This is a genomic window from Sphingomonas sp. Leaf37, assembly GCF_920939475.1.
Classification (GTDB): Bacteria; Pseudomonadota; Alphaproteobacteria; order Sphingomonadales; family Sphingomonadaceae; genus Sphingomonas.
Genome location: NZ_CAKLAX010000007.1, coordinates 22,990 through 42,410 on the forward strand (window position 1 = coordinate 22,990; position 19,421 = coordinate 42,410).

Below are 19,421 nucleotides of genomic sequence, written 5' to 3' on the forward strand. Positions count from 1 at the left end.
GTTTTCCTTCTTGGCTAAACACCGGACGGCCCATCCTTTCCGGCATGCCGCGATCCACCCTGAGCTCCGGTGTAGCTTGATCATGTCCGCAAGCATGATCATAATTACGCTTCAGCGGGCGGGAGCCAATTCCACTTCTTGGATCTGTCCAGAGAATCCCGTAATTCGATCCGTAGGCCGCGCAACAAGAGATAGAACCTGTATAGGGCAGTCTTTTGGCACATCGAAAGCATCAGAAAAAACAAACCCCGCGCTCTCCTGCTGCCCTTCGATTCTAGCAATTTGTTTCCCGTCAAGGCACGCAACTGACCAATACACATTGGCAGTCCCGCTATTCGAGTATTTTCCACGACTTTTGAAAACATAGCGACCGGCAGGAAGCATTTCACTTTGCCGCAGCATGACACTTTCGATACTGCCAGATGCAGTATAGCCAAACACGTTTCGGCCACTATCTTCTTGTATCGAAGTATTGATTTTACCATCGTTGATAAGCGACCAATCGAACAGAGATGGAGAATTGGTTACGTTATCAAAATTTCCATCACGGACTCGTTGACGAGCAACCCCCGGATGATTTAGCGCATAATAGTCCCAAGCTCTATCAAATTGACCAGCCGAAGCAAGCGCATCTATAGTACGCGCTTGGGTAACTTGTGGAACCGGAATATGGTTAAGCGCCAATTCGCGGAAAAGAAGTACCGTAATAGATGGATCAATGCCGCCGACCGACATAAAATTGATGAAATTTTCACCCCACCGTGGCCGCTGACGCAATTTTTTGACCAGTGCCGTCCGAATGGCAGGCTCGCTACTTGATTTTCCAAGTATCGGAAACAGCATTGCAGCCATGCCCGGTTTCACGCGCAACATGATATCGTAGTGGTTTACTGCTTCCTGAACATCACCGCGCTGAACTGCATCTTCGATAGCCCACATCTGGGTCACGACGTCGCGCCGGGATAGCTTTTCGCTGTAAGAGAACCAGCGCCGCGCTGTTTTGATATCGCCATCGAATTGCGCGATGACTCCAAGCACCGTTGCCGCACCCAACGCCGTCGGATCCTGCTTCAACGCCAGCAGGGCCAGTCGCCTTGGACGGACGCGCTCGGACGCGGTCATATCCGCTTTCATCAGACTGCCTGCAAGACCCGCCGTGATCTGGCCATCGTAAGGAGCAAAAGTGTGAGCTGTGCTTGCGTCCCTCGTCACTAAATATTGTGCAAGCGAAAAAGTTACGCCAGCATAGCTCAGAATCGCAGCTAATATGCCGCCTCCGATCCTCAGCCCCAATGCTTTTCGGGGACGATCCATAGACCGTGTCTGCTTCACCAAAGCCGCATCAGGATTTCGACTCTTCTCGGCCATAGCCATAGCCATATTCATAACCGTAGCCGTAATGTGCCTTACGAGCCTGGAACTTGGTCAGAATTCCTCCAAAAATACGGCCATTTGATCCAGCAAGTCGCTTGATGGCAATCTTGACGAGGCTCGATCGGATACCCTGCGCTTCCACAGCGTAAACGACGCCTTCGACCTGACTGGCAATGAGCAGGGCGTCCGCAAGCCCCATGATGGGAGGAGAGTCGATCACGACGTGATCGTAGCGCTGGAGCAGCAGCTCGATCAGCACCGACAACCTGCCCCCGGACAACAGCTCGGCGGCATTCGGCGGTATCGGCCCGGCAGACATCGCGGTGAAATCGAGACCTTCCATATGGAAGGTCAGGGCATCGATATGGTCGTCCCCGGCAAGAAAATTGCTGAGTCCCACCTTGTGATCGACGCCACCAAGATGGTGGACAGATGGTGAGCGCATATCGCCATCGACCAGGATCACCTTCCGCCGCCCGCGGGCCAGCATGGTGGCCAAGGCCAACGCGGTAATCGACTTGCCCTCACCAGGCCGCGTTGAGGTAACCGCGAAGGATCGGGGCACGCCATGTTCGGTTGTAAGCGCAAGATTGGTTTGCACCGCCAGATAGGCGTCGACCATTTCCGATTTGCGATCCTGGAGCGCCTCCTTCGGAGTGCCATTCGTCACCTTTGGAACAGAACCCAGCAGCGGCAGACCCAACAACCGCTCGAGTTCGGACGGGTCCGAAATCGCTTCGTCGATTTGTTCAAGCGCGAACGCCGTCAGAGCACCAAGTCCGAGACCGGCAAGCAGCGCAATAGCCAGATTGATCAGAAGGCGAGGACTGGACGGCTTCTGCGGAACATCAGCCGGATCGACAATGGATATATTGTTGACACCGACGCCACCGGCAACACCGATCTCCTTGAATCTTTGCAACAGGCCATCGTACAATGCCCTGTTTGTATCGACCTCTTGCTGGTAGATATTATACTGAATGCTGCGGCGACGAAGGTCCAAGTAACTCGTCTTCAGGCTCTCGACTTTCGCCTGAAGTGCACGTTCCCGATCCTGCGCCTCGCGATAATCGGCCTGCTGGGAACTAGTAATCCGGCTTTCTTCACGCGTCAGCGAGCGGTCCAACTGGTCGAGCTGTGACTTTATCGCCTTTGCAGCAGGATACTCCGGCTCAAACTGAACCATCAATCGCTGGTAATCTGCGGCCAGCTCTGCCCGACGCTGACGAAGGGTATTGATCGCCTGATTTCGCAAAGCTTCCGTCGATGCACCTGACCGTCCCGCCTGTGCATAGCGGGCTTCGGCTTGGATGCGGTCCGCCGTAGCCTGCGTCAGTGCGGTATTAAGCGCCGCAAGATTATCCGCGACTATGGAACGCTCGGACGTCGTGGTGCCGTTACTGGATTGCGCCGGCAGATTGATGATCTGCTGCGACGTGGCGTAATCGACCAGCTGGCGCTGGGATTCATCAAGCTTCTGTTTGGCCTGACCCAGCTGTCCTTGCAGCAGGTTGCGTCCATAGGATGTCGCCTGAACCCGCCGCTCCAGATTTGTCTGAATGAAGCTATCTGCCCAAGTATTCACGACCAGTGCCGAGAATGCGCCATCCGGACTAGTGAACTCGATATTGACCAGACGCGAAAGACGCGTCGGATCGATCGTCAGATGCTTCAGCAGGAACTCGCTCGCCACACGCTGACGCTCGACGCGCCCGCTGGCCGGATACCGGTTGTTGACCAAGGTAAAGGCGGGTGTATCATCTGCTATGTCGAACCGCTCGAAGAACTTGGGATCGTCGACTAGACGCAGTTGATTTGCAACACGCTCCGCCAATGAGCGGGCCTCCAGCAAACCGTATTGCGTCTGGTAGAACTCCTGATCGGCGACGCTTGTCTCCCGCTCGACGCCTTCAAAATTACTGACCTTGTTGGAATCGCGCGAAACCTCGACCGTAGCGACCGCCGTGTACTTCGGCGTCATTAGCAGGGTTACGATAGTCCCGATCAGCAGGCAGCCCACCACTATGCCGATGATCGCGTAACGCCATCGGTACGCGATCAGCATGAACCGGCGAATAGGCGGAGTCGGATTGCCCCCCTGATTCAGCAAATCCGTTTCAGGTGATCCGGATACGTCAAGCGCAGTTCCGCGCAAAGATGAGGATAGATTATTCATGATGATCTCAACTTTACTGCAGAATCGCAATTAGCGGAGCAGCTAATATCGGGGATACCGCCACCAGATCCCTAAAGAGGCGGCGTTGCGGTGAGTCTCCAACAACGATGACGTCGTTCGCATAGATCGCCGGATCGTCGTAGGCACCGCGCCGGATGGCATTCATGTCATACAGCCCCGCCATCCTGCGACCGCCGACCGTACGCAGGATCACGACTTCGTCGTCGCGCGCGAATTCGGACATACCCTTGGCGGATGCGATAGCACGCAGCAGCGTCATCTGGTTGGTCACCGGATACAGACCAGGTTCGACCACCTGGCCGTCGATGGTAACGACTTGGCTGACCGAACTCTTGATGTTGACGGTCACCGCGGGGTTGCGCACGGAATGAGCTCGCAAGGCGGACTCGATGGATCCCGCCAGTTCGCTGGCAGTCCGCCCGCGTGCATCGATCGTACCCGCAAGCGGCATGGCGACACGACCGCTAGCGTCCACCTGCACCTCCCGATTGAGTTCGGGAATGTTGAATACGTCGACCTGAATGGTATCAAGCGGCCCGATCAGCGAAGGCCTATCGGGTGCGACGAGATCCTCGCGAGCGGGTGCGGGGAGCGACTCACTATTTTGCACCACCGTCAATTGCTCGGTCGAAACCAATGGCTTTCTACCGCCGCAACCGGATACGATCATGGCCAGCAGTAAGGCCATAGCGATTTTACGCATGCGCTTGAAAAACTTTCAATTTGGGAGCCAGGCCGGATGGCTATAGATGTTCGTCGGATTTAGGTAAAGCGGATGAACCCGCCTCTCCCAGCCAGACACCAGCGATAACGGCAAGGACCATGATCACGGGAGTGCGTGCAGGGTAATCGACTATACTGGCAATCAGTATGATGAGTATCATCGCAGAGCCCAGCTTTGGCAGCATCGTTTCTGATCCTTGAGTGCGCCACGCGCGCCAGCTCATCCTCGTCCACCAGCCGGTACCGAGCAGTAGCAGGACAAGCCCGATTATTCCCGTATCCAGCACGATCTCGACAAAATCGTTATGAGCGCGATTGAAGTACGTCGGCTTCAACAGGCTCAAAGGCTCACGCATACGAAACACGGCATCGAAACCGCCCAACCCGGAGCCAACCGGGAAATACTGCGTAACCATGGCAATAACGGTATTAAATGCCATGCTCCGCATATCTTGGGCAGGATCTATCGTCAGCGCGCGGGTGATCGAAACAGCCCGATCTGCTTCTATGCTGATGGCGATGATCAAAGCTATCGTCGCGATGATACCGGCCGGCACGACGAAGAAGACCCACCGCGGATAGTGTTCGAAGGCCCGGCGCAGCCTGTGTCTGATCATCACTAAAGAGCAGCCAATCGCCACAGCCCCCACGAGCATGCCCGCCCGCGACCCGCTTGCAAGGATGGAAAGGACCAGCATTACGGCGATCGCCATTCCAATGGACCCTTTCCACCGCAAGGAACCGCCTCTGGATACGGCCCAGGCCGCAGTCAGTAGAAAACCGGTGGCCATTACGAGGGCGAAGTGGTTGCGATTCGCCAGGGTCCCGCTGACGTCGACGCTGCCATTCACCAATGGATTTCTGATGCCCAGACCGGCGAACTGCAACAGGCCGACCACCATGGTACAGACGACGAGGCCCAACATGACCTTGATCAAAGAGCCGTCGTCGATCCGGACACGCCCTGTCACGAAGACCAACGCCACCACCGGCACGATCAACGATCCGAGAGCATTAATCGTGCCGGTGGGATAAATTGCCAGCGGTCGCCATGGAGCCGGCTCGCCGGCGATGCTGGCGGCCTCCTGGAACAGACTCCGCCCCGGCAAGCCAAGCCATACGGCCGGTGGAAGAGGAATGATCTGGAATATCGCCAGAAGCACCCCGGCACCCACAAAGACTATAGCCGCATGTCCTCGCCGCACCGTCCAGCCGGATTTGAAGGCGATCATTGCAATCAGGCACGCCCAGGCCACCGCGCGAACAACGGCCTGCCCGGGCACGTTGGGACGGGATGCCCCCCCCGCAATCCACAATGCGGCCACGAACACCAGAAACAAGGCGAGCAACGGATTACGTGTCAACCGGTCGGAAAGGCGATCAGGAGCGGACATCGACGCCGCATATACGTGCTGACGAGTTGCGTAAAACTCTAATCACCAGACGGTTGATCCCTGCACGTAGCTCCATGACGTCTGAACGACGTATCGCGGTCATCGCTCTGATCTCGTGCGAGGGCCTCAGGCCGAGGGCACCTTCCGGCCTTGAACGCCCGCCCGCAATCAGGATGGATGGCATCCTGTCACATTTCAGGATCAGTGATGTCGATGGCACTCAGGATCGCCCGGCCATACGCCGTTTTCTTGAAGCGTTCGCCAGCTGCCCGCGCTTGTTCGGCAGTGATAAAGCCTTGTAGATAGGCAATTTCCTCAAGGCACGCGACCTGAACACCCTGCCGATGCTGGATGGTGCGGACGAATTCGCCCGCCTCCAGCAGGCTGTCGTGCGTCCCGGTATCGAGCCACGCATAGCCGCGACCCATCTGTTCGACGTAAAGGTCGCCCGCCTCCATGTAGAGGCGGTTGAGATCGGTAATCTCCAGCTCGCCGCGCGCCGATGGCTTGAGGTCGCGCGCATATTGGATGACGCGGTTGTCGTAGAAATACAGGCCGGTCACCGCATGGTGCGACCTGGGCCGCTCGGGCTTTTCCTCAAGGCTGATCGCGCGTGCGCCCTCGCCGAATTCGACGACGCCGTAACGCTCGGGATCCTCGACGCGGTAACTGAACACCGTCGCGCCGCTCGGCCGGGCGACCGCGCTCGCCAGCAGGTCCGTGAGGTGCGCGCCGAAGAAAATATTGTCGCCGAGCACCAAGGCCACGTTATCGTCACCGATGAAGTCCGCGCCGATCGTGAACGCTTGGGCGAGGCCGTCGGGGCTGGGCTGTTCGGCATATGACATGGTCAGTCCGAACGCCGACCCGTCGCCGAACAGATTTTGGTAATTGCCCAGATATTCGGGACTCGAGATGATCAGGATATCGCGGATGCCCGCCAGCATCAGCACCGACAGCGGATAATAGATCATCGGCTTGTCGTAGACCGGCAGCAGCTGCTTGTTCACCGCCAAGGTCGCCGGATGGAGCCGGGTGCCAGAGCCGCCGGCGAGAATGATGCCCTTCACTGTGCAGCTCCAATCAGTTCGTTCAGGATGTCGCTCAGGGCGATGCGCCAGTCGCGAGGGGTAATGCCATAAGCGGCGCGGATCGCATCGTGGCTGAGCAGCGAATTCGCCGGGCGCTGCGCCGGGGTGGGATAGGCGCTGCTCGGGATTGGTACGACATCGGCGTCCGGTCCACCGCGCAGCCTGGACTGGCGAAAGATCTCGGTGGCGAAATCCGCCCAGCTGATGTCGCCGGCGTTGCTGAAGTGGAACGTACCGGTGGGCGCATCCGCATCCTCGACCAGCCGCACCGCGATCGTCGTCAGGGCCGCCGCGAGATCGGCTGCACTCGTCGGGCTGCCGCGCTGATCGGCGACGACGTTGAGGGTGTCGCGCGTCTCCGCGACACGGAGCATCGTCTTGACGAAATTGGCGCCATGTGCGGAGACGACCCAGGCGGTCCGGACGATCGCATGACGTACGCCGCTGGTGCGGACCGCGAGTTCGCCGCCCAGTTTGGACGCGCCATAAACGCCGAGCGGCGCGACGGGATCTTCGACCTCCCACGCGCCCGCCTTGTCGCCGGCGAAGACGTAATCGGTCGAGACTTGGACCAGCGGGATGCCCGCCTTCACGCAGCCCTCGGCGAACGCAGCCGGCGCCATCGCATTGACCGCCCAGGCGGTGACCAGATCGGTTTCCGCCTTGTCGACCGCAGTATAGGCGGCGCCGTTGATGACCGCCGCCCAAGGCCGCGATGTGACCAGTCCGAGGATCGCGGCGGTGTCGCGTAGGTCGAGTTCGGCGACATCGACCGCCGTGACCGTCCAGCCCTCCGGCCAGGCGCAGCGCTGCAACTCGGTGCCGAGCTGCCCGCCGGCACCGGTGATCAGTATCTCCTTCGACGCCATCGTCATCGACCCGCCGACATGTATACAATCAGACAAGGTGACATGTCAGGCGACCCCGCGTCGCTCGGCAGCCTTGGCGGCGACCAGCGGCCGCCACCAATCCTCGTTGGCAAGATACCAGGCGACGGTCTTTTCGATCCCTGTCTCAAACGTCTCCTGCGGGCGCCAGCCGAGTTCGTCGTTTATGCGGCTGGCGTCGATCGCGTAGCGCTTGTCGTGGCCGGGACGATCCGCGACCGAAGTGATCTGCTCGGCATAGGAGCGGCCATCCCCACGTGGGCGGAGCTGGTCGAGGATCGCGCAGACGGTGTGCACCACCTCGATGTTCTGCTTCTCGTTATGGCCGCCAACATTGTATGTCCGGCCGACCGCACCGCGCTCGAACACCGCCTGCAGCGCCCGGACGTGATCCTCGACGAACAGCCAGTCTCTCACCTGATCGCCGGCGCCGTAGACAGGCAGCGGATCGCCGGCGAGCGCCTTGGCAATCATCAGCGGCACCAGCTTCTCGGGAAAGTGATACGGTCCGTAATTGTTCGAGCAGTTGGTGATCAGCACCGGCAACCCGAAGGTATGACCCCACGCGCTGACCAGATGGTCGCTGCCCGCCTTCGACGCCGAATAGGGAGAACGCGGGTCGTAGGGCGTCTCTTCGGTGAACAGCCCGGTGTCGCCGAGCGAGCCGTATACCTCGTCGGTCGAGATGTGGTGGAAGCGGAACGCCGCCTTGGCCGCATCGTCGAGGCCCAGCCAATAGGCGCGGGCTTCGGACAGCATCGTATAGGTGCCCACGACGTTGGTCTGCACGAACGCGCCGGGTCCGTCGATCGAACGATCAACATGGCTCTCCGCGGCCAGATGCGTGATGACATCGGGCCTGAACTCGGCGATCGCGGCACGGACAGCGTCGGCGTCGCAGATGTCGCCCTGAACGAAGCGATAGCGGTTGCTGTCCGCAACCCGCTCGACCGTGGTCAGCGTGCCGGCATAGGTCAGCTTGTCGAAGTTAAGCACCTCATGCTCGCTATGCTCGATAAGGTGACGGACGAGAGCCGAGCCGATGAACCCGGCCCCGCCGGTGACGAAGATGCGCATGGGTCAGGTCCTTCAGGCGAGGGGTTCGAGCGGGCGGCCGTCATAGGCGAACGGGCTGTCAAAGTCGGCGAGCAGCGGCTGGACCGCATCTTTTCCCGACAATTCGGGGATCGTACCGGCAGGCATAGCCCAATCTATCTTTATCTGGGCATCATTCCAGCGAATGCCACCATCGCACTCGGGCGTGTAGATGTCTGAGCATTTGTAGGAAACTTCGCAGTCATCCTCCAACGTCACGAAACCGTGCGCGAAGCCGACCGGAACGAACAATTGATGTCCATTATCCGCAGACAATTCAGCGCCTACCCACTTCCCATACGTCGGCGAGCCTTCGCGTATGTCGACCGCAACGTCGAAGATTCGTCCGCGGACACACCGCACCAGCTTGTCCTGCCCATGCGGCGGACGCTGAAAATGAAGCCCCCGAAGCGTGTAGGCCGGCGCCGAGAGCGAATGGTTATCCTGCACGAAGGTGCAGGTAATGCCCAATGCTTCGAAGACCGGAACAGAATATACCTCAGTAAACCATCCACGAGCATCACCATGACGTTTCGGGTAGATCAGGCGGACAGGGTTATTAGACATCCTCGGATTGGTAGCGACATGATTGTGAGACAACAAGGCATGCGGTCACATCGACCGATGGCTAGGTCGACAGACAAGGCATCAATGCCCTTCCAATCGGGCTGATTATCATCGCAGGAACGGCGGATCGCCTGCACCCTGCCCGCGCGTTTTAAGGAATCCGTAGCGGAAACCCATCCGCGTACAAGCGATCGTTCGGCAAGCCGGCCGCCGAACATCGCCACACCCGAGCCTCTAGCGCCCCTTATGTGATTCCCGTAGACGGCGGCATTCAATACGAGTTTACCAATGACATCGTCCTTTCCGATAAGGCGCTCAGCCTACACAAGCCCGGTAGTGATTTTTCTCGCCGCCTGGGGCATCACGCTGTTTCTGTACATCCTCCAGTTCTCGAATATTCTTCTATATGACAGGGGTGAAGCATCTCTGGTCGTTCTGGCGATCACCCTGCCATTTGTGTTCGGTGTCTCATTATCGAAGATACTGAATTTGGGAGGAAATCATAAGAGCAATAGTACGATTCTCATCGACTATTGCCTTGCTGGAAAAACGGAGAATCTTCTAAAGATTACCTTTGCGGGGTGGATTGCAGTTACCTTGGCAGAGATTGGTTATTCCGGTGGAATTCCGATGCTGTGGTCGCTTACTGGATCGTCGAAGACATACTTTGATTTCGGCATTCCGACTATTCATGGCTTGATGAACGCCATTCTTCTGTCGCTGACGACCGTCAGCACCTTCCTTGGCTTAGCGACCAAGCAGAAGAAATATTATATCGGTATAGTATTCCTGCTGGTCTGGGGCGTGATTGTTATTTCCCGCAATCTCATCATCGTCGGGACGCTACAATGCCTCTTTCTGATGTTTTTTATCAAAGGCCCCCCTAAAGGGGCCCGGGTGATCTGGCTGAGCATATTTGGGTTGCTGGCCATCATCGGCTTTGGCTGGATCGGCGATCTACGCAGCGGCGCAGCGGCGTTTTTTGCACTCGCGCAACCTTCGAGCAGCTATCCGACGTTTCTGCCTTCAGGGTTTCTGTGGGTGTACATCTATATAACGACACCACTCAATAATCTTATTCACCAAACCGTTGTCAGCCTCCCTGAATGGAACTGGGGGCTTACGAATTCGATGGCCCTTCTATTGCCGTCGGTTATCCGGAATGTTCTGTATGATAGCAACACGGTAGCAGGAGACCTGGTTACAAACGCATTCAACGTCAGTTCCGCCTTTCTCGATATCTACAGGGATCTGGGATTTTTCGGTATTGTGACGATGTCCTTCCTGATCGGCGCCGTGTCGCAAGCCGCCTATAACGGAAACAGCGTAAGGTCTGTTCTATTTAGCGTCGTGCTTCTTCAGTCGGCGGTACTGAGCATTTTCTTCAATCACTACTTTTATCTTCCCATATTGTTTCAGTATCCGATGATATCCTTTATGGTAAGACCGCTTAGATTGCAGAGATAGGCATTCCATGTTGAATGCGGGACAGAACGGCCCGTGACAGATGATGGTCGGCAGCGAGGGCGACGGCGAAGAAGACGACGGTTGGGCACCAGTCAACGCGGGCGCCAACGCGCCGTCAGTCCCTCAGGCGGCCGAACATGATCTCGATGCGGCTTCGGCGTCGGTGGCGGCGATTGTCGGCTCATCTACGATCTCCTCACGGAGCCTGATCCCGATCCCGCCTCTCACATCCCAACAACCGACGAGCACTATCCGAAGGCTACATACCTCCGTGCAGCATGCGGACGATATAAACCCACTTCGCGTCGCCTTGGGGCAAATCTACACCCGACTGGCGGGCAACGTCCGCCTGTGCGGGAGCCTGCTTCCAATGATTGCGCGCCACAGCCCATTCATGAGCCAGCAAATAGCGCGGCCAATGCTTCCAACGCTGTGGAACAAGGTTTTCGGCGAGCATCCGGTTCCGGAGCCGGAAATTGCGGATCAGGACACCGCCCATCGTATTCAGGTTCATCGAGTCATTCACCTGAAGCCGTACCATCGCCATCGGTGCCCGCACCTGTATAAAACTACTCCTCAGAGCCAGCCTGACGTTGAGGATATAGTCCGCCGGTGGTGCCTCCTGGGGATCGAAACCGCCGAGGCCCAGAACAACGTCACGTTTGTAGAGGCTACCCAGCGAACTACCGGCGATGTTCGACCAGAACAAACGGGTCGCGGTCATCCGGATGTAATCGCGCCCCAGGAACCGCGTGGCCGAAATGAAGGCGGGGCGAACCATGGTGTGAGTCCTGCTCTTGCGCATGGCCTGAGGACGCTGGTCAAAAGGCTCGGCTTGGCAAACGAGTGATTCGAGCGTCGGATCTTGCTCGACATGCTTCATCATGGTCGACAGGAATTCCGGCTTCAGCAGATCATCGTCGTTCAACACGCTGATCCATTCGCCCCGTGCCAGATGCATACACCGGTTCCAGTTGGGAAATCCTCCCACATTTTCACTATTGAGATAATAGCGAACGGGATGCTCGACGGACTGAAGAAATGCCAGGACCGACGCTACGTTTTCGGGACTCGATGCATTGTCGACGACGATGACCTCATAATCCGTAAAATCCTGTTGCGCCCATGCAGATGCAAGCGTTTCCCGAAGCAATTCCGGACGATTGAATGTCGGTATGGCAATGGTCACGCGGCACGGGCGCGGATCGGATCGTGCACGTTCGAACAACAACGCACTTTCCGCGTCGCCCAACGCGACTGCAATTGTTGCCGCACCCGGTGTCAACGCCGGAAGTGCATCATCTACGCGCGCAGTCATGGCAGGATTTCCACTGTTGGATGGGGTGAAGCGGTTTGGATCGGTGGATTGCGCCGCAATCCCATCATCAACCCCCCGACGACGACGGCCTGGGACAGGAGCAGCGCGATCCCGATCGCCATAGGGCTGTCAGGTGCGAAAACGATCGACAGGCCGTAGCCGCCAGCTCCTACAACCGCACTCGCGATGTTCCACGTCATCAAATGACGCGTGTCACCCTGCAACATCGATCTGGCTGCGATGGCCGCAACGATCAGATTGGATCCCTCCATCACGACGCCGAATACGATCAATCCCGCATAACGACCGTAGAGAGGCGACGTCATGAACGGCACCAGCCACGGCGACACGATCCAGGCAAAGGTGGCGACAGCCATGATCAGGGCGGCGGCAAGCTTTACGTAGGTGCCGATGAATCCACCTCCGCTCTGATACACCCGCGGGAGGAAGATCTGGGAAAAAACCTGGCCGGCGGCCATCATGCCTGCCGCACCGATGTTGGCGACCACGGCGAATAGCGCCGCTGTCGTGGGTATGCCGGACCACGGATACATCGTGCGATACCCTTGGAGCTGTAACAGATTGCAGGCCGCGGATATGGATACGGGTGCCGTCGTCGCGACGATGGAGGAACGGCGAAGTGCCGCATCGCCTGTCCAGGACAGTTTGGAAGCAGCAAATCCGGTCAACACGAGCAATTCGACGGCAAGGGCTGCCGCAGCGCTGCCGAAGAGCACGCGCCCCGACGGGGTAAAGGCGAACAACAGTAGCAAAAAGGCTGTGATACGGCCGACGGCCTCGATCAACAGGGCGGCCGCTGCGATGCGACGATGTCCGCGATTGTTGAGAAGGTTGCGTAAACTTGTGCAAACGAACAACAAAACCGCCATTCCGTACAGAAGGGCGACGTCAGCCACGGTCAACTGGCCGAGCACGATGAGCAGCGATCCGGCAGCCAACGCCAGCAAGAGTGCTGCAGCCAACACGCCACCCGTCATCCGCGCGACGGGTCGCCACGGCAGGTGTTCGCCCGCACGGCTGCAATACGCCTGGATGTAATAATCATACGGCACGAACAGCAGAGCGTTCAGCAAGTAGGATAGCGTCGTCAGATAGAAGAAGACACCAAGCGCATCGGTCGTCAACCGACTGGTATAGACTTTGACATAGACAAGGCCGACTGCAATCGCAGAAATACGGAACGCGATCAGCAGTCCGACGTCCAGCAGCAAACGCGAATGACGTCGATAATCGGGAATACGCATTGTCAAATCAACCGTATGATGTCGTCAATTACATCGTTTACCTGATTTGACCAGATATTTTTTCCGCGCACGCGTGGGAACGGGCATATCGTGAAATAATGCTGGAAACCAAAAGCGGCACAGAACCTGTGTATCATATTCAGTTTCCACATCGACTTTGCATACTAAATATAACCTGCAACAAAAAAGAAACTTCTATTATAAAGAAATTATCTTTTTTGCCACATTCTGCACCGTCTGTTCTGAGGTAAAATGCGGGTAATACCCCAAGGATTGAGCAATTTTATTGGTAGAATAGTAATTGGACTTGGACCCGGTGGCATTGATACCGCCGCCATCAATTCGATATTTGAGACCGAATTGCTCCTCGAACAATTGAAGGATCTGTAATTTCGAAATTGGAGCCAGGCTATAGGCATCGATTGCACCGTTATACCCTGAGGGTGCCGCAAGACATATCGCCACCAGCGTGGAAAGATCCTCCTGCCCAAGGTAATCTCGCCACATATCGTTGGCGTCGACACTGATCGTGGTGTCGTTCTTGGCAGCAGCGATCACCTCATTGATGAGAAATCGATGATTAAGGTCGGCATATTGGCTGATATAGTTGAATATCCTGATGTCTATGATCGACATATCCGGGTTGGCCCGATGAACGGCCTCGGAATAGAACTTCGATATGCCGTAGAAGGCGGATACGGTCATATCGTTGATGTTGAAACACGCCGACGATTGCGACGCGCTGGGCTGCGATGCCGACATCCCGAAAGCAGCGCCGCTGCTGAAGAAGATATACCGGCAGTTACGATGCGACTGGAGATAGTCGAGGACGCGGTCGTCCCACTCGCGCGTGATCCGGAGGATGTCGGCCCCCATCGCCGCGGCGCGAGCCGGATCGCCGACACCGACGAAATTGACGACCGCGTCCCACTCACCGTCGACAAATTCGGCGAGCCGCCCGCATTCGGGGAAGGCCGTTATCCCGCGGCGACCAAGGGCGGCACGAATTTGGTCCGGATCGCGGGCAAACAGCGCAAAGCGATAGGGAGCCTGTTTTCCGAGGCTGTAGGCCACGAAATCGGCCGCCAGCATGCTCGTCGCTCCAAGGATCGCGATACGCATGATCGATCCTTACAGTTGCGCTGACTTTTCGTGCATCCCGACGATCATGTGCTCCCGCAGTTCCTCGCGGGGGACCAGCGGTGACAGGTCTTCCAGGGGTGGCGATACGATCGTGCCGTCCGGCCGGGCGGCGAGCGACAGCTTCGGCAGGAAGAGCTGATGTGGATCCATGAATACCTCGCAGATCAACGGTCCCTTCGCCGCCTGCACTTCGGGAAGAACGATATCGACATCTTCCCAGGTCCGGATCTGATAGGCGGGCATGCCCCACGCCTTGGCCAGCGCGCTGAAATCGGGACAGCTCACGCCGCTCTTCCTGTCGACCGCCACCTGCCGGCCGGCGAAGAGATTGGTCTGGGTGTGCTTGATCATCAGATAGCCGTCGTTGTTGAAGATGAACAACTTGATCGGCAGTTCGTGATGAACCATCGTCTGGATTTCCTGGAGGTTCATCATCATGCCTCCATCGCAATTGAGGCAGATGACCTCGCCGCGATCGCGCGCGAAGGAGGCGCCGATGGCGCCTGGCAGGCCATAGCCCATCTCGCCAAGCCCGGTGGAGGTCATCAGACGCTGGCCATCCTTGAAGCGCATGACCTGGTGCCCGGACAGCAGCGCGGTTCCCATGTCGGTCACGACCACCTGGTTGGGCTTCATCTGGTCGGTCAGACGATCGAGGAACTGGTAGGAGTTGATGAACGAGGGCGTGTCGGCATGCTCGGGGCCGATCCACGGATAGGCCTTGCGATATCGCTCGCACTGTTCCAGCCAGACCGCCTTCTCACCGGATGCTGCATCCGATGCCAGCACGGCATCGATCACTTCGCCGGCGTCAGCCACCATCGGCAACGTGACGCGGGCACCGTGCTTGGCGACTTCGTCGGCATCAATGTCGACGACGACGAGTTTGGCGTCCCGGGCGAATTCGTCGAGTACATAACCGATCTGGGGAATGGCCAGCCGCGTACCGATCGCGATCACCAGATCTGCGTTCTGGACAACGAGATTGCCGGCTCGCTGGCCGTAGACCCCTGCCCGACCGAACACCAACGGATGTTCGGAATCGATCAGATCGATGCCTGCCCAGGATACGAGGGTCGGAATGCCCAGCTTCTCGACCAGCGCAGTCACCCGATCGGCCGCACCGGCGAGCCGGATACCATTGCCGAGCCAAAGCACGGGCCGCTCGGCCCCCGCCAGCAGCGCCCATAGATCGGAGATATGCCCGTCGAGGGAGGTCGTCGCTACCTCTGCGGCAGGCGGCGTAAAGGTGCGGAGCGTGTCGGACTCGATCTTCGCCGCCTGGATGTCCATCGGAATGTCGACCCACACCGGACCGGGACGCCCGGTCGTCGCGATGTGATAGGCTTTTTCGAGTTCGTAGAGCACCTCGGTCGGATCCATGACCCGCGCGACGTGCTTCGTGACCTTCTCGACTACCGCACTCGAATCATAGCCCTGCACACCCCAGATGCGCAGCGGGTTGTCTTCGCGCGTGAACTTGGAATTCTCGTTCCCTGAGACAATCAGGCCCGGCAGGGAGTCCATCCATGCGCTGACGACGCCGGTCAGCCCGTTGGTCGATCCGCCACCGGTGGTCAGAACCGCCGCAGTGACGCGATCGGACGTGCGATAATAGGTCTGCATCGCCATCGTCGCGGCCTGTTCATGGTGAACGCACACCATTTCCAGTTCGGACCGGGACCCTACCGAATCGAAGATGTGAGCATTACCGGCACCGATGATGCCGAACAGGTGGCGCATGTCCTTGGCGATGAAGAAATCGGCAATGACATCGCTGATCTTTACAATGCTCACAATGTTTCCTCGAGAATGAACGACGACGCCGGCCCCCCGGCCGGTGTGGTCCTGACGATCGCACCGGTGGATCCGATCGCCGGTGCTAAGTCAGGAATACCAGGCTAGACTGCGCTTGACGGCATCTTCGACCGACCAGGCGGGCTTGATACCGAACTGCCGGGTGGAACGCGCCATGTCCGGCAGCAACGTGTCGGCATCGTGCTGGCGACCGGTCGTGTTCAGGCGGATCTCGAGCGGCCGCTGCGCCTGCCCGACGACCAGATTGGCGAGGTCGAGCACGGTCATCGCATCCATGCCGCCCAGATCGTAGATCTCACCGCTCTCGCCCCGCACCATCTGGTGCAGCGCGACCATCGCCATGTCGCTACCGTACAGATAGGAACGCACGGCATGTCCGTCGCCGCGGATCTTGAGTGGCTGCCCCTCGATCCCTGCCCGCAGGAAGTTGTTTGCGGCCCATGGACTGTCGAGATCCTGGAACGGCCCCAGGAAGGTATAGGGTCGCGTGATCACGATCGGCAGCTTGGCCTGCGTCCGGAACGCATAACACAAGGTTTCGCTGTAGCGCTTGGCTTCGACATAGGCGGTCGTCGGGCTGACGGTCCGCCCCGACGGAACCGTCGTCTCGACCAGCCCTGAACTGACGTGCAGGATCTGCCGCAACCCGCCCGCCTGCTCGGCCAGATGCAAGACGCGCAGCGTTCCTTCGCCAATGACCGAGACGGTTTCGATCGGGTTGGTCGCATGATGACGGCTGTCGGGAATGCCCGCAGCATGGAACAGCCACGCCACACCCTCAGGAATTGCCACCAGCTGACGGATGTCGGTGCCGATCCAGCTGATATCGTCCCGACCTGCCAGGAACGGTGCTTTCCGTTCGATGGCATCGGGACGCCGCGCGACGGCATGAATGCGGATGCCGAAGCCGTGAACGTCGTTGAGATACGTCAGCGTCGAGAGTACCCAGCAGCCGACGAAGCCGGTCGCGCCGGTCACCATGACCTGGCTGCCGCGCAAGCCGGCAAGCGCCGTTAGATTGGTGTCCCCGAAGGATTTTGCGCAATCCGCATAAATGCGTTCCTGATCGCCGATGATGTTACGCAAACTGCCTCCGCTTCGACAGCGCCTCTGCCACTTCGAGAATGATATCCTCCTGCCCCGCCACGACGCCGCGCCGTCCGAGTTCGAAGAAGACATCGCGAACATCGACGTTGAAATCGTTGGCGATCCGCGTCGCCGGCTTCAGGAAGCCGGAGAACACGCCGGAGAGTCCGCTCACCACGCTCGTCGACGAGATGATTGGAACCGTCTCCATGACCTCGGTCTCGGCAAAGGTCGCCAGATCGAGGACCTTGTAGAAATCGATTCCCGTTTCGTAACCCAGCCGGTGCAGGACGGCCACCAGCACCTCGAGCTGCGCGTTCCCCGCGCCCGCGCCAAAGCCACGCGAACAGCCGTCTAGCATCGTCGCGCCGACCTCGATCGCCGCAAGAGAGTTGGCGATCGCACAGCCCAGGTTGTTATGCGCATGGAAACCGACTGGAATGTCGAGGTTCTCGACCAGCAGTCCAATGCGCCGGCGGACGTCGTCCGGCAGGTAATTTCCAGCGGAATCCATGATAACGAGCGTCTCGGCACCATAAGCTTCCATCTTCTGTGCTTCCTCGAGAAGCACTTCCGGGCTCGCCATGTGCGACATCATCAGCACGCCGTAAGCGGTCTTGCCCGCATTGCGCGCGAACATGATGAAGCGGTCGGTAACGTCGGCTTCCGTGCAATGCGAGGCTACCCGAAACACATCAACCCCGGCATCCAGCGCGGGCTTCAGATCCTTCTCGATTGTCGCGAAGCCCGGGATGATGTGCACACCGAGCTGTGTGTTCTTCAAGGATTCGCGCGCAGCGGCCAGCAGTTGCGCATCGGAAGCCGCGGCCTCGCCCAGCTGAAGCGATGACGCGCCAAGACCGTTGCCATGCCCGACTTCAATCACGGGAATGTGAGCCGCCTCTGCTCTTATGCAATAGGCGCGAACTTGGTCAGGGGTTAATTGGTGACGCACTGCATGATTGCCATCGCGCAGTGACGGATCACTGATGAGAATGCGTTTCCCGGTCACTGCACGATCCTCAGGTTGCGGGTTTGATCCCCCTGCAGACGGCGGCCCGCATATTCCTCGGCAACGGCAATCGCTGCGCAATTGATGATGTCGAGATTACCGGCATAGGCCGGAAGATAATCACCACTGCCCGTTACGCGAACCATCGTCACGACCCGGCCATTGTCCAGCTTCGGCCATACCAGCACCTGATAGCCTGGAATGTAGCGTTGAATATCAGCGACTATCTCCTTCAGTTTGGAAGTGAACGCTTCGATATTTGGGTCCTGTACTAGCGCGAACACAGTCGTCTGCATGTGGATACAGGGCACGGCGGGGTTGAGATTCAAAATCGCCTTCGAGCGGCGCGCACCCGAAAATTGCTTGATCGCGCCCTCGGTGGTGTGGATATATTCATCCAGATTACTGCGCGTAGCGGGACCCGCCGATCGCGACGCAATGCTCGACACCACCTCGACATAGTCAATGTCGTCATGCGTCAGACCCAAAGCGTAGGCGATCGGTGAAGACGCCTGACCACCACAGGTCACCATATTCACGTTGAGCGTATCAAGCGACTGGTCGAGATTGACCGAGGGGACGCAAAAACCACCGCGTTTCGCAGGCGTCATATCTATTACGAGCATCCCGGCCGCTTCCAGCGCCGGCGCATGTTGATGATGCGCTGCTGCCGAAGTCGCATCGAAAACGATGTCGAACTGGTCGGGATTGGACAAGATATGGTCTACACCATTCGCGGATACCGGAATGCCTTCGGCCTGCGCCCGTGCCAAACCGGCCGAGCCGAGGCTTCGTCCGATTAAGGCTGCACAATCCAGACGTGCTGATTTCCTCAGCTTGATCGCAAGATCGGTTCCTATGTTGCCGCTGCCCAGAACTGCGGCGCGAAGCTTTCCGTTGGCGGCGAATGTCACCCCACGTTCCTTTCAGAATTTTCGTTGGAATAAACCATTTGCCGTTCTTCCAATATGCAGGCCCGCTTCA

General features: G+C 58.3%; 16 protein-coding genes and 1 pseudogene. 1 reads left to right on the forward strand and 16 read right to left on the reverse strand.

Annotated elements, in window-relative coordinates; translation table 11 throughout:
* Positions 1 to 111: 111 nt before the first annotated feature.
* The 8 genes from LRA87_RS17795 to rfbC form a co-directional block, all read right to left on the reverse strand.
* Positions 112 to 1,368: a hypothetical protein gene (locus tag LRA87_RS17795; RefSeq protein WP_230782337.1), complete on the reverse strand. Its 1,257-nt coding sequence runs from the start codon at positions 1,366 to 1,368 to the stop codon at positions 112 to 114.
* Entirely contained in the window at positions 1,343 to 3,439 is a 2,097-nt protein-coding gene (locus LRA87_RS17800; protein ID WP_230782339.1) for a GumC family protein, read from the reverse strand. Before LRA87_RS17800 ends, LRA87_RS17795 begins: the two co-directional genes overlap by 26 nt.
* 124 nt (positions 3,440 to 3,563) lie before the next feature.
* On the reverse strand, positions 3,564 to 4,274 hold the full coding sequence (locus LRA87_RS17805) for a polysaccharide biosynthesis/export family protein (RefSeq protein WP_230782341.1): 711 nt from the start codon (positions 4,272 to 4,274) through the stop codon (positions 3,564 to 3,566).
* 40 nt (positions 4,275 to 4,314) lie between these two features.
* Positions 4,315 to 5,688, reverse strand: coding sequence for an O-antigen ligase family protein (locus LRA87_RS17810; protein WP_230782343.1), 1,374 nt, complete (start codon positions 5,686 to 5,688; stop codon positions 4,315 to 4,317).
* A 188-nt stretch (positions 5,689 to 5,876) separates the two neighbouring features.
* The gene (rfbA, locus tag LRA87_RS17815) at positions 5,877 to 6,758 is read right to left on the reverse strand and encodes a glucose-1-phosphate thymidylyltransferase RfbA (RefSeq protein ID WP_230782352.1); all 882 of its coding nucleotides are present in this window, start codon (positions 6,756 to 6,758) and stop codon (positions 5,877 to 5,879) included.
* Entirely contained in the window at positions 6,755 to 7,654 is a 900-nt protein-coding gene (rfbD, locus tag LRA87_RS17820; RefSeq protein WP_230782359.1) for a dTDP-4-dehydrorhamnose reductase, read from the reverse strand. Before rfbD ends, rfbA begins: the two co-directional genes overlap by 4 nt.
* A 39-nt stretch (positions 7,655 to 7,693) precedes the next feature.
* Entirely contained in the window at positions 7,694 to 8,743 is a 1,050-nt protein-coding gene (gene rfbB / locus LRA87_RS17825) for a dTDP-glucose 4,6-dehydratase (RefSeq protein WP_230782360.1), read from the reverse strand.
* A 12-nt stretch (positions 8,744 to 8,755) separates the two neighbouring features.
* Positions 8,756 to 9,328 carry a dTDP-4-dehydrorhamnose 3,5-epimerase gene (gene rfbC / locus LRA87_RS17830; RefSeq protein ID WP_230782368.1) on the reverse strand — a complete coding sequence of 191 codons (573 nt, stop codon included), beginning with the start codon at positions 9,326 to 9,328 and terminating at the stop codon, positions 8,756 to 8,758.
* Between the two features lie 288 nt (positions 9,329 to 9,616).
* Between rfbC and LRA87_RS17835 the strand changes: the two genes are divergently transcribed.
* A complete protein-coding gene (locus LRA87_RS17835; RefSeq protein ID WP_268934885.1) occupies positions 9,617 to 10,795 on the forward strand; it encodes an O-antigen polymerase in 1,179 nt (392 codons plus the stop codon).
* On the opposite strand, the pseudogene LRA87_RS17840 reads toward LRA87_RS17835, so the two are convergent.
* The 8 genes and pseudogenes from LRA87_RS17840 to LRA87_RS17875 all read right to left on the reverse strand — a co-directional run.
* Positions 10,779 to 10,973, reverse strand: a pseudogene (locus tag LRA87_RS17840) (hypothetical protein); the annotation flags it as partial. The gene LRA87_RS17835 and the pseudogene LRA87_RS17840 sit on opposite strands and share 17 nt — an antisense overlap.
* Positions 10,974 to 11,054: 81 nt before the next feature.
* Complete coding sequence (locus tag LRA87_RS17845) at positions 11,055 to 12,113, reverse strand: glycosyltransferase family 2 protein (RefSeq protein ID WP_230782372.1); 1,059 nt, start codon at positions 12,111 to 12,113, stop codon at positions 11,055 to 11,057.
* Positions 12,110 to 13,378, reverse strand: coding sequence for a hypothetical protein (locus LRA87_RS17850; RefSeq protein ID WP_230782374.1), 1,269 nt, complete (start codon positions 13,376 to 13,378; stop codon positions 12,110 to 12,112). Before LRA87_RS17850 ends, LRA87_RS17845 begins: the two co-directional genes overlap by 4 nt.
* Before the next feature lie 198 nt (positions 13,379 to 13,576).
* Positions 13,577 to 14,500, reverse strand: coding sequence for an NAD-dependent epimerase/dehydratase family protein (locus tag LRA87_RS17855; RefSeq protein WP_230782375.1), 924 nt, complete (start codon positions 14,498 to 14,500; stop codon positions 13,577 to 13,579).
* A gap of 9 nt (positions 14,501 to 14,509) precedes the next feature.
* The gene (locus LRA87_RS17860) at positions 14,510 to 16,318 is read right to left on the reverse strand and encodes a thiamine pyrophosphate-binding protein (protein ID WP_230782377.1); all 1,809 of its coding nucleotides are present in this window, start codon (positions 16,316 to 16,318) and stop codon (positions 14,510 to 14,512) included.
* A gap of 90 nt (positions 16,319 to 16,408) precedes the next feature.
* Complete coding sequence (locus LRA87_RS17865; protein ID WP_230782379.1) at positions 16,409 to 17,425, reverse strand: NAD-dependent epimerase/dehydratase family protein; 1,017 nt, start codon at positions 17,423 to 17,425, stop codon at positions 16,409 to 16,411.
* Positions 17,418 to 18,437, reverse strand: coding sequence for a 4-hydroxy-2-oxovalerate aldolase (dmpG, locus tag LRA87_RS17870; protein ID WP_230782381.1), 1,020 nt, complete (start codon positions 18,435 to 18,437; stop codon positions 17,418 to 17,420). Before dmpG ends, LRA87_RS17865 begins: the two co-directional genes overlap by 8 nt.
* Positions 18,434 to 19,351: an acetaldehyde dehydrogenase (acetylating) gene (locus LRA87_RS17875; protein ID WP_230782383.1), complete on the reverse strand. Its 918-nt coding sequence runs from the start codon at positions 19,349 to 19,351 to the stop codon at positions 18,434 to 18,436. The genes dmpG and LRA87_RS17875 overlap by 4 nt, the downstream gene beginning before the upstream one ends.
* Between the last annotated feature and the right edge of the window lie 70 nt (positions 19,352 to 19,421).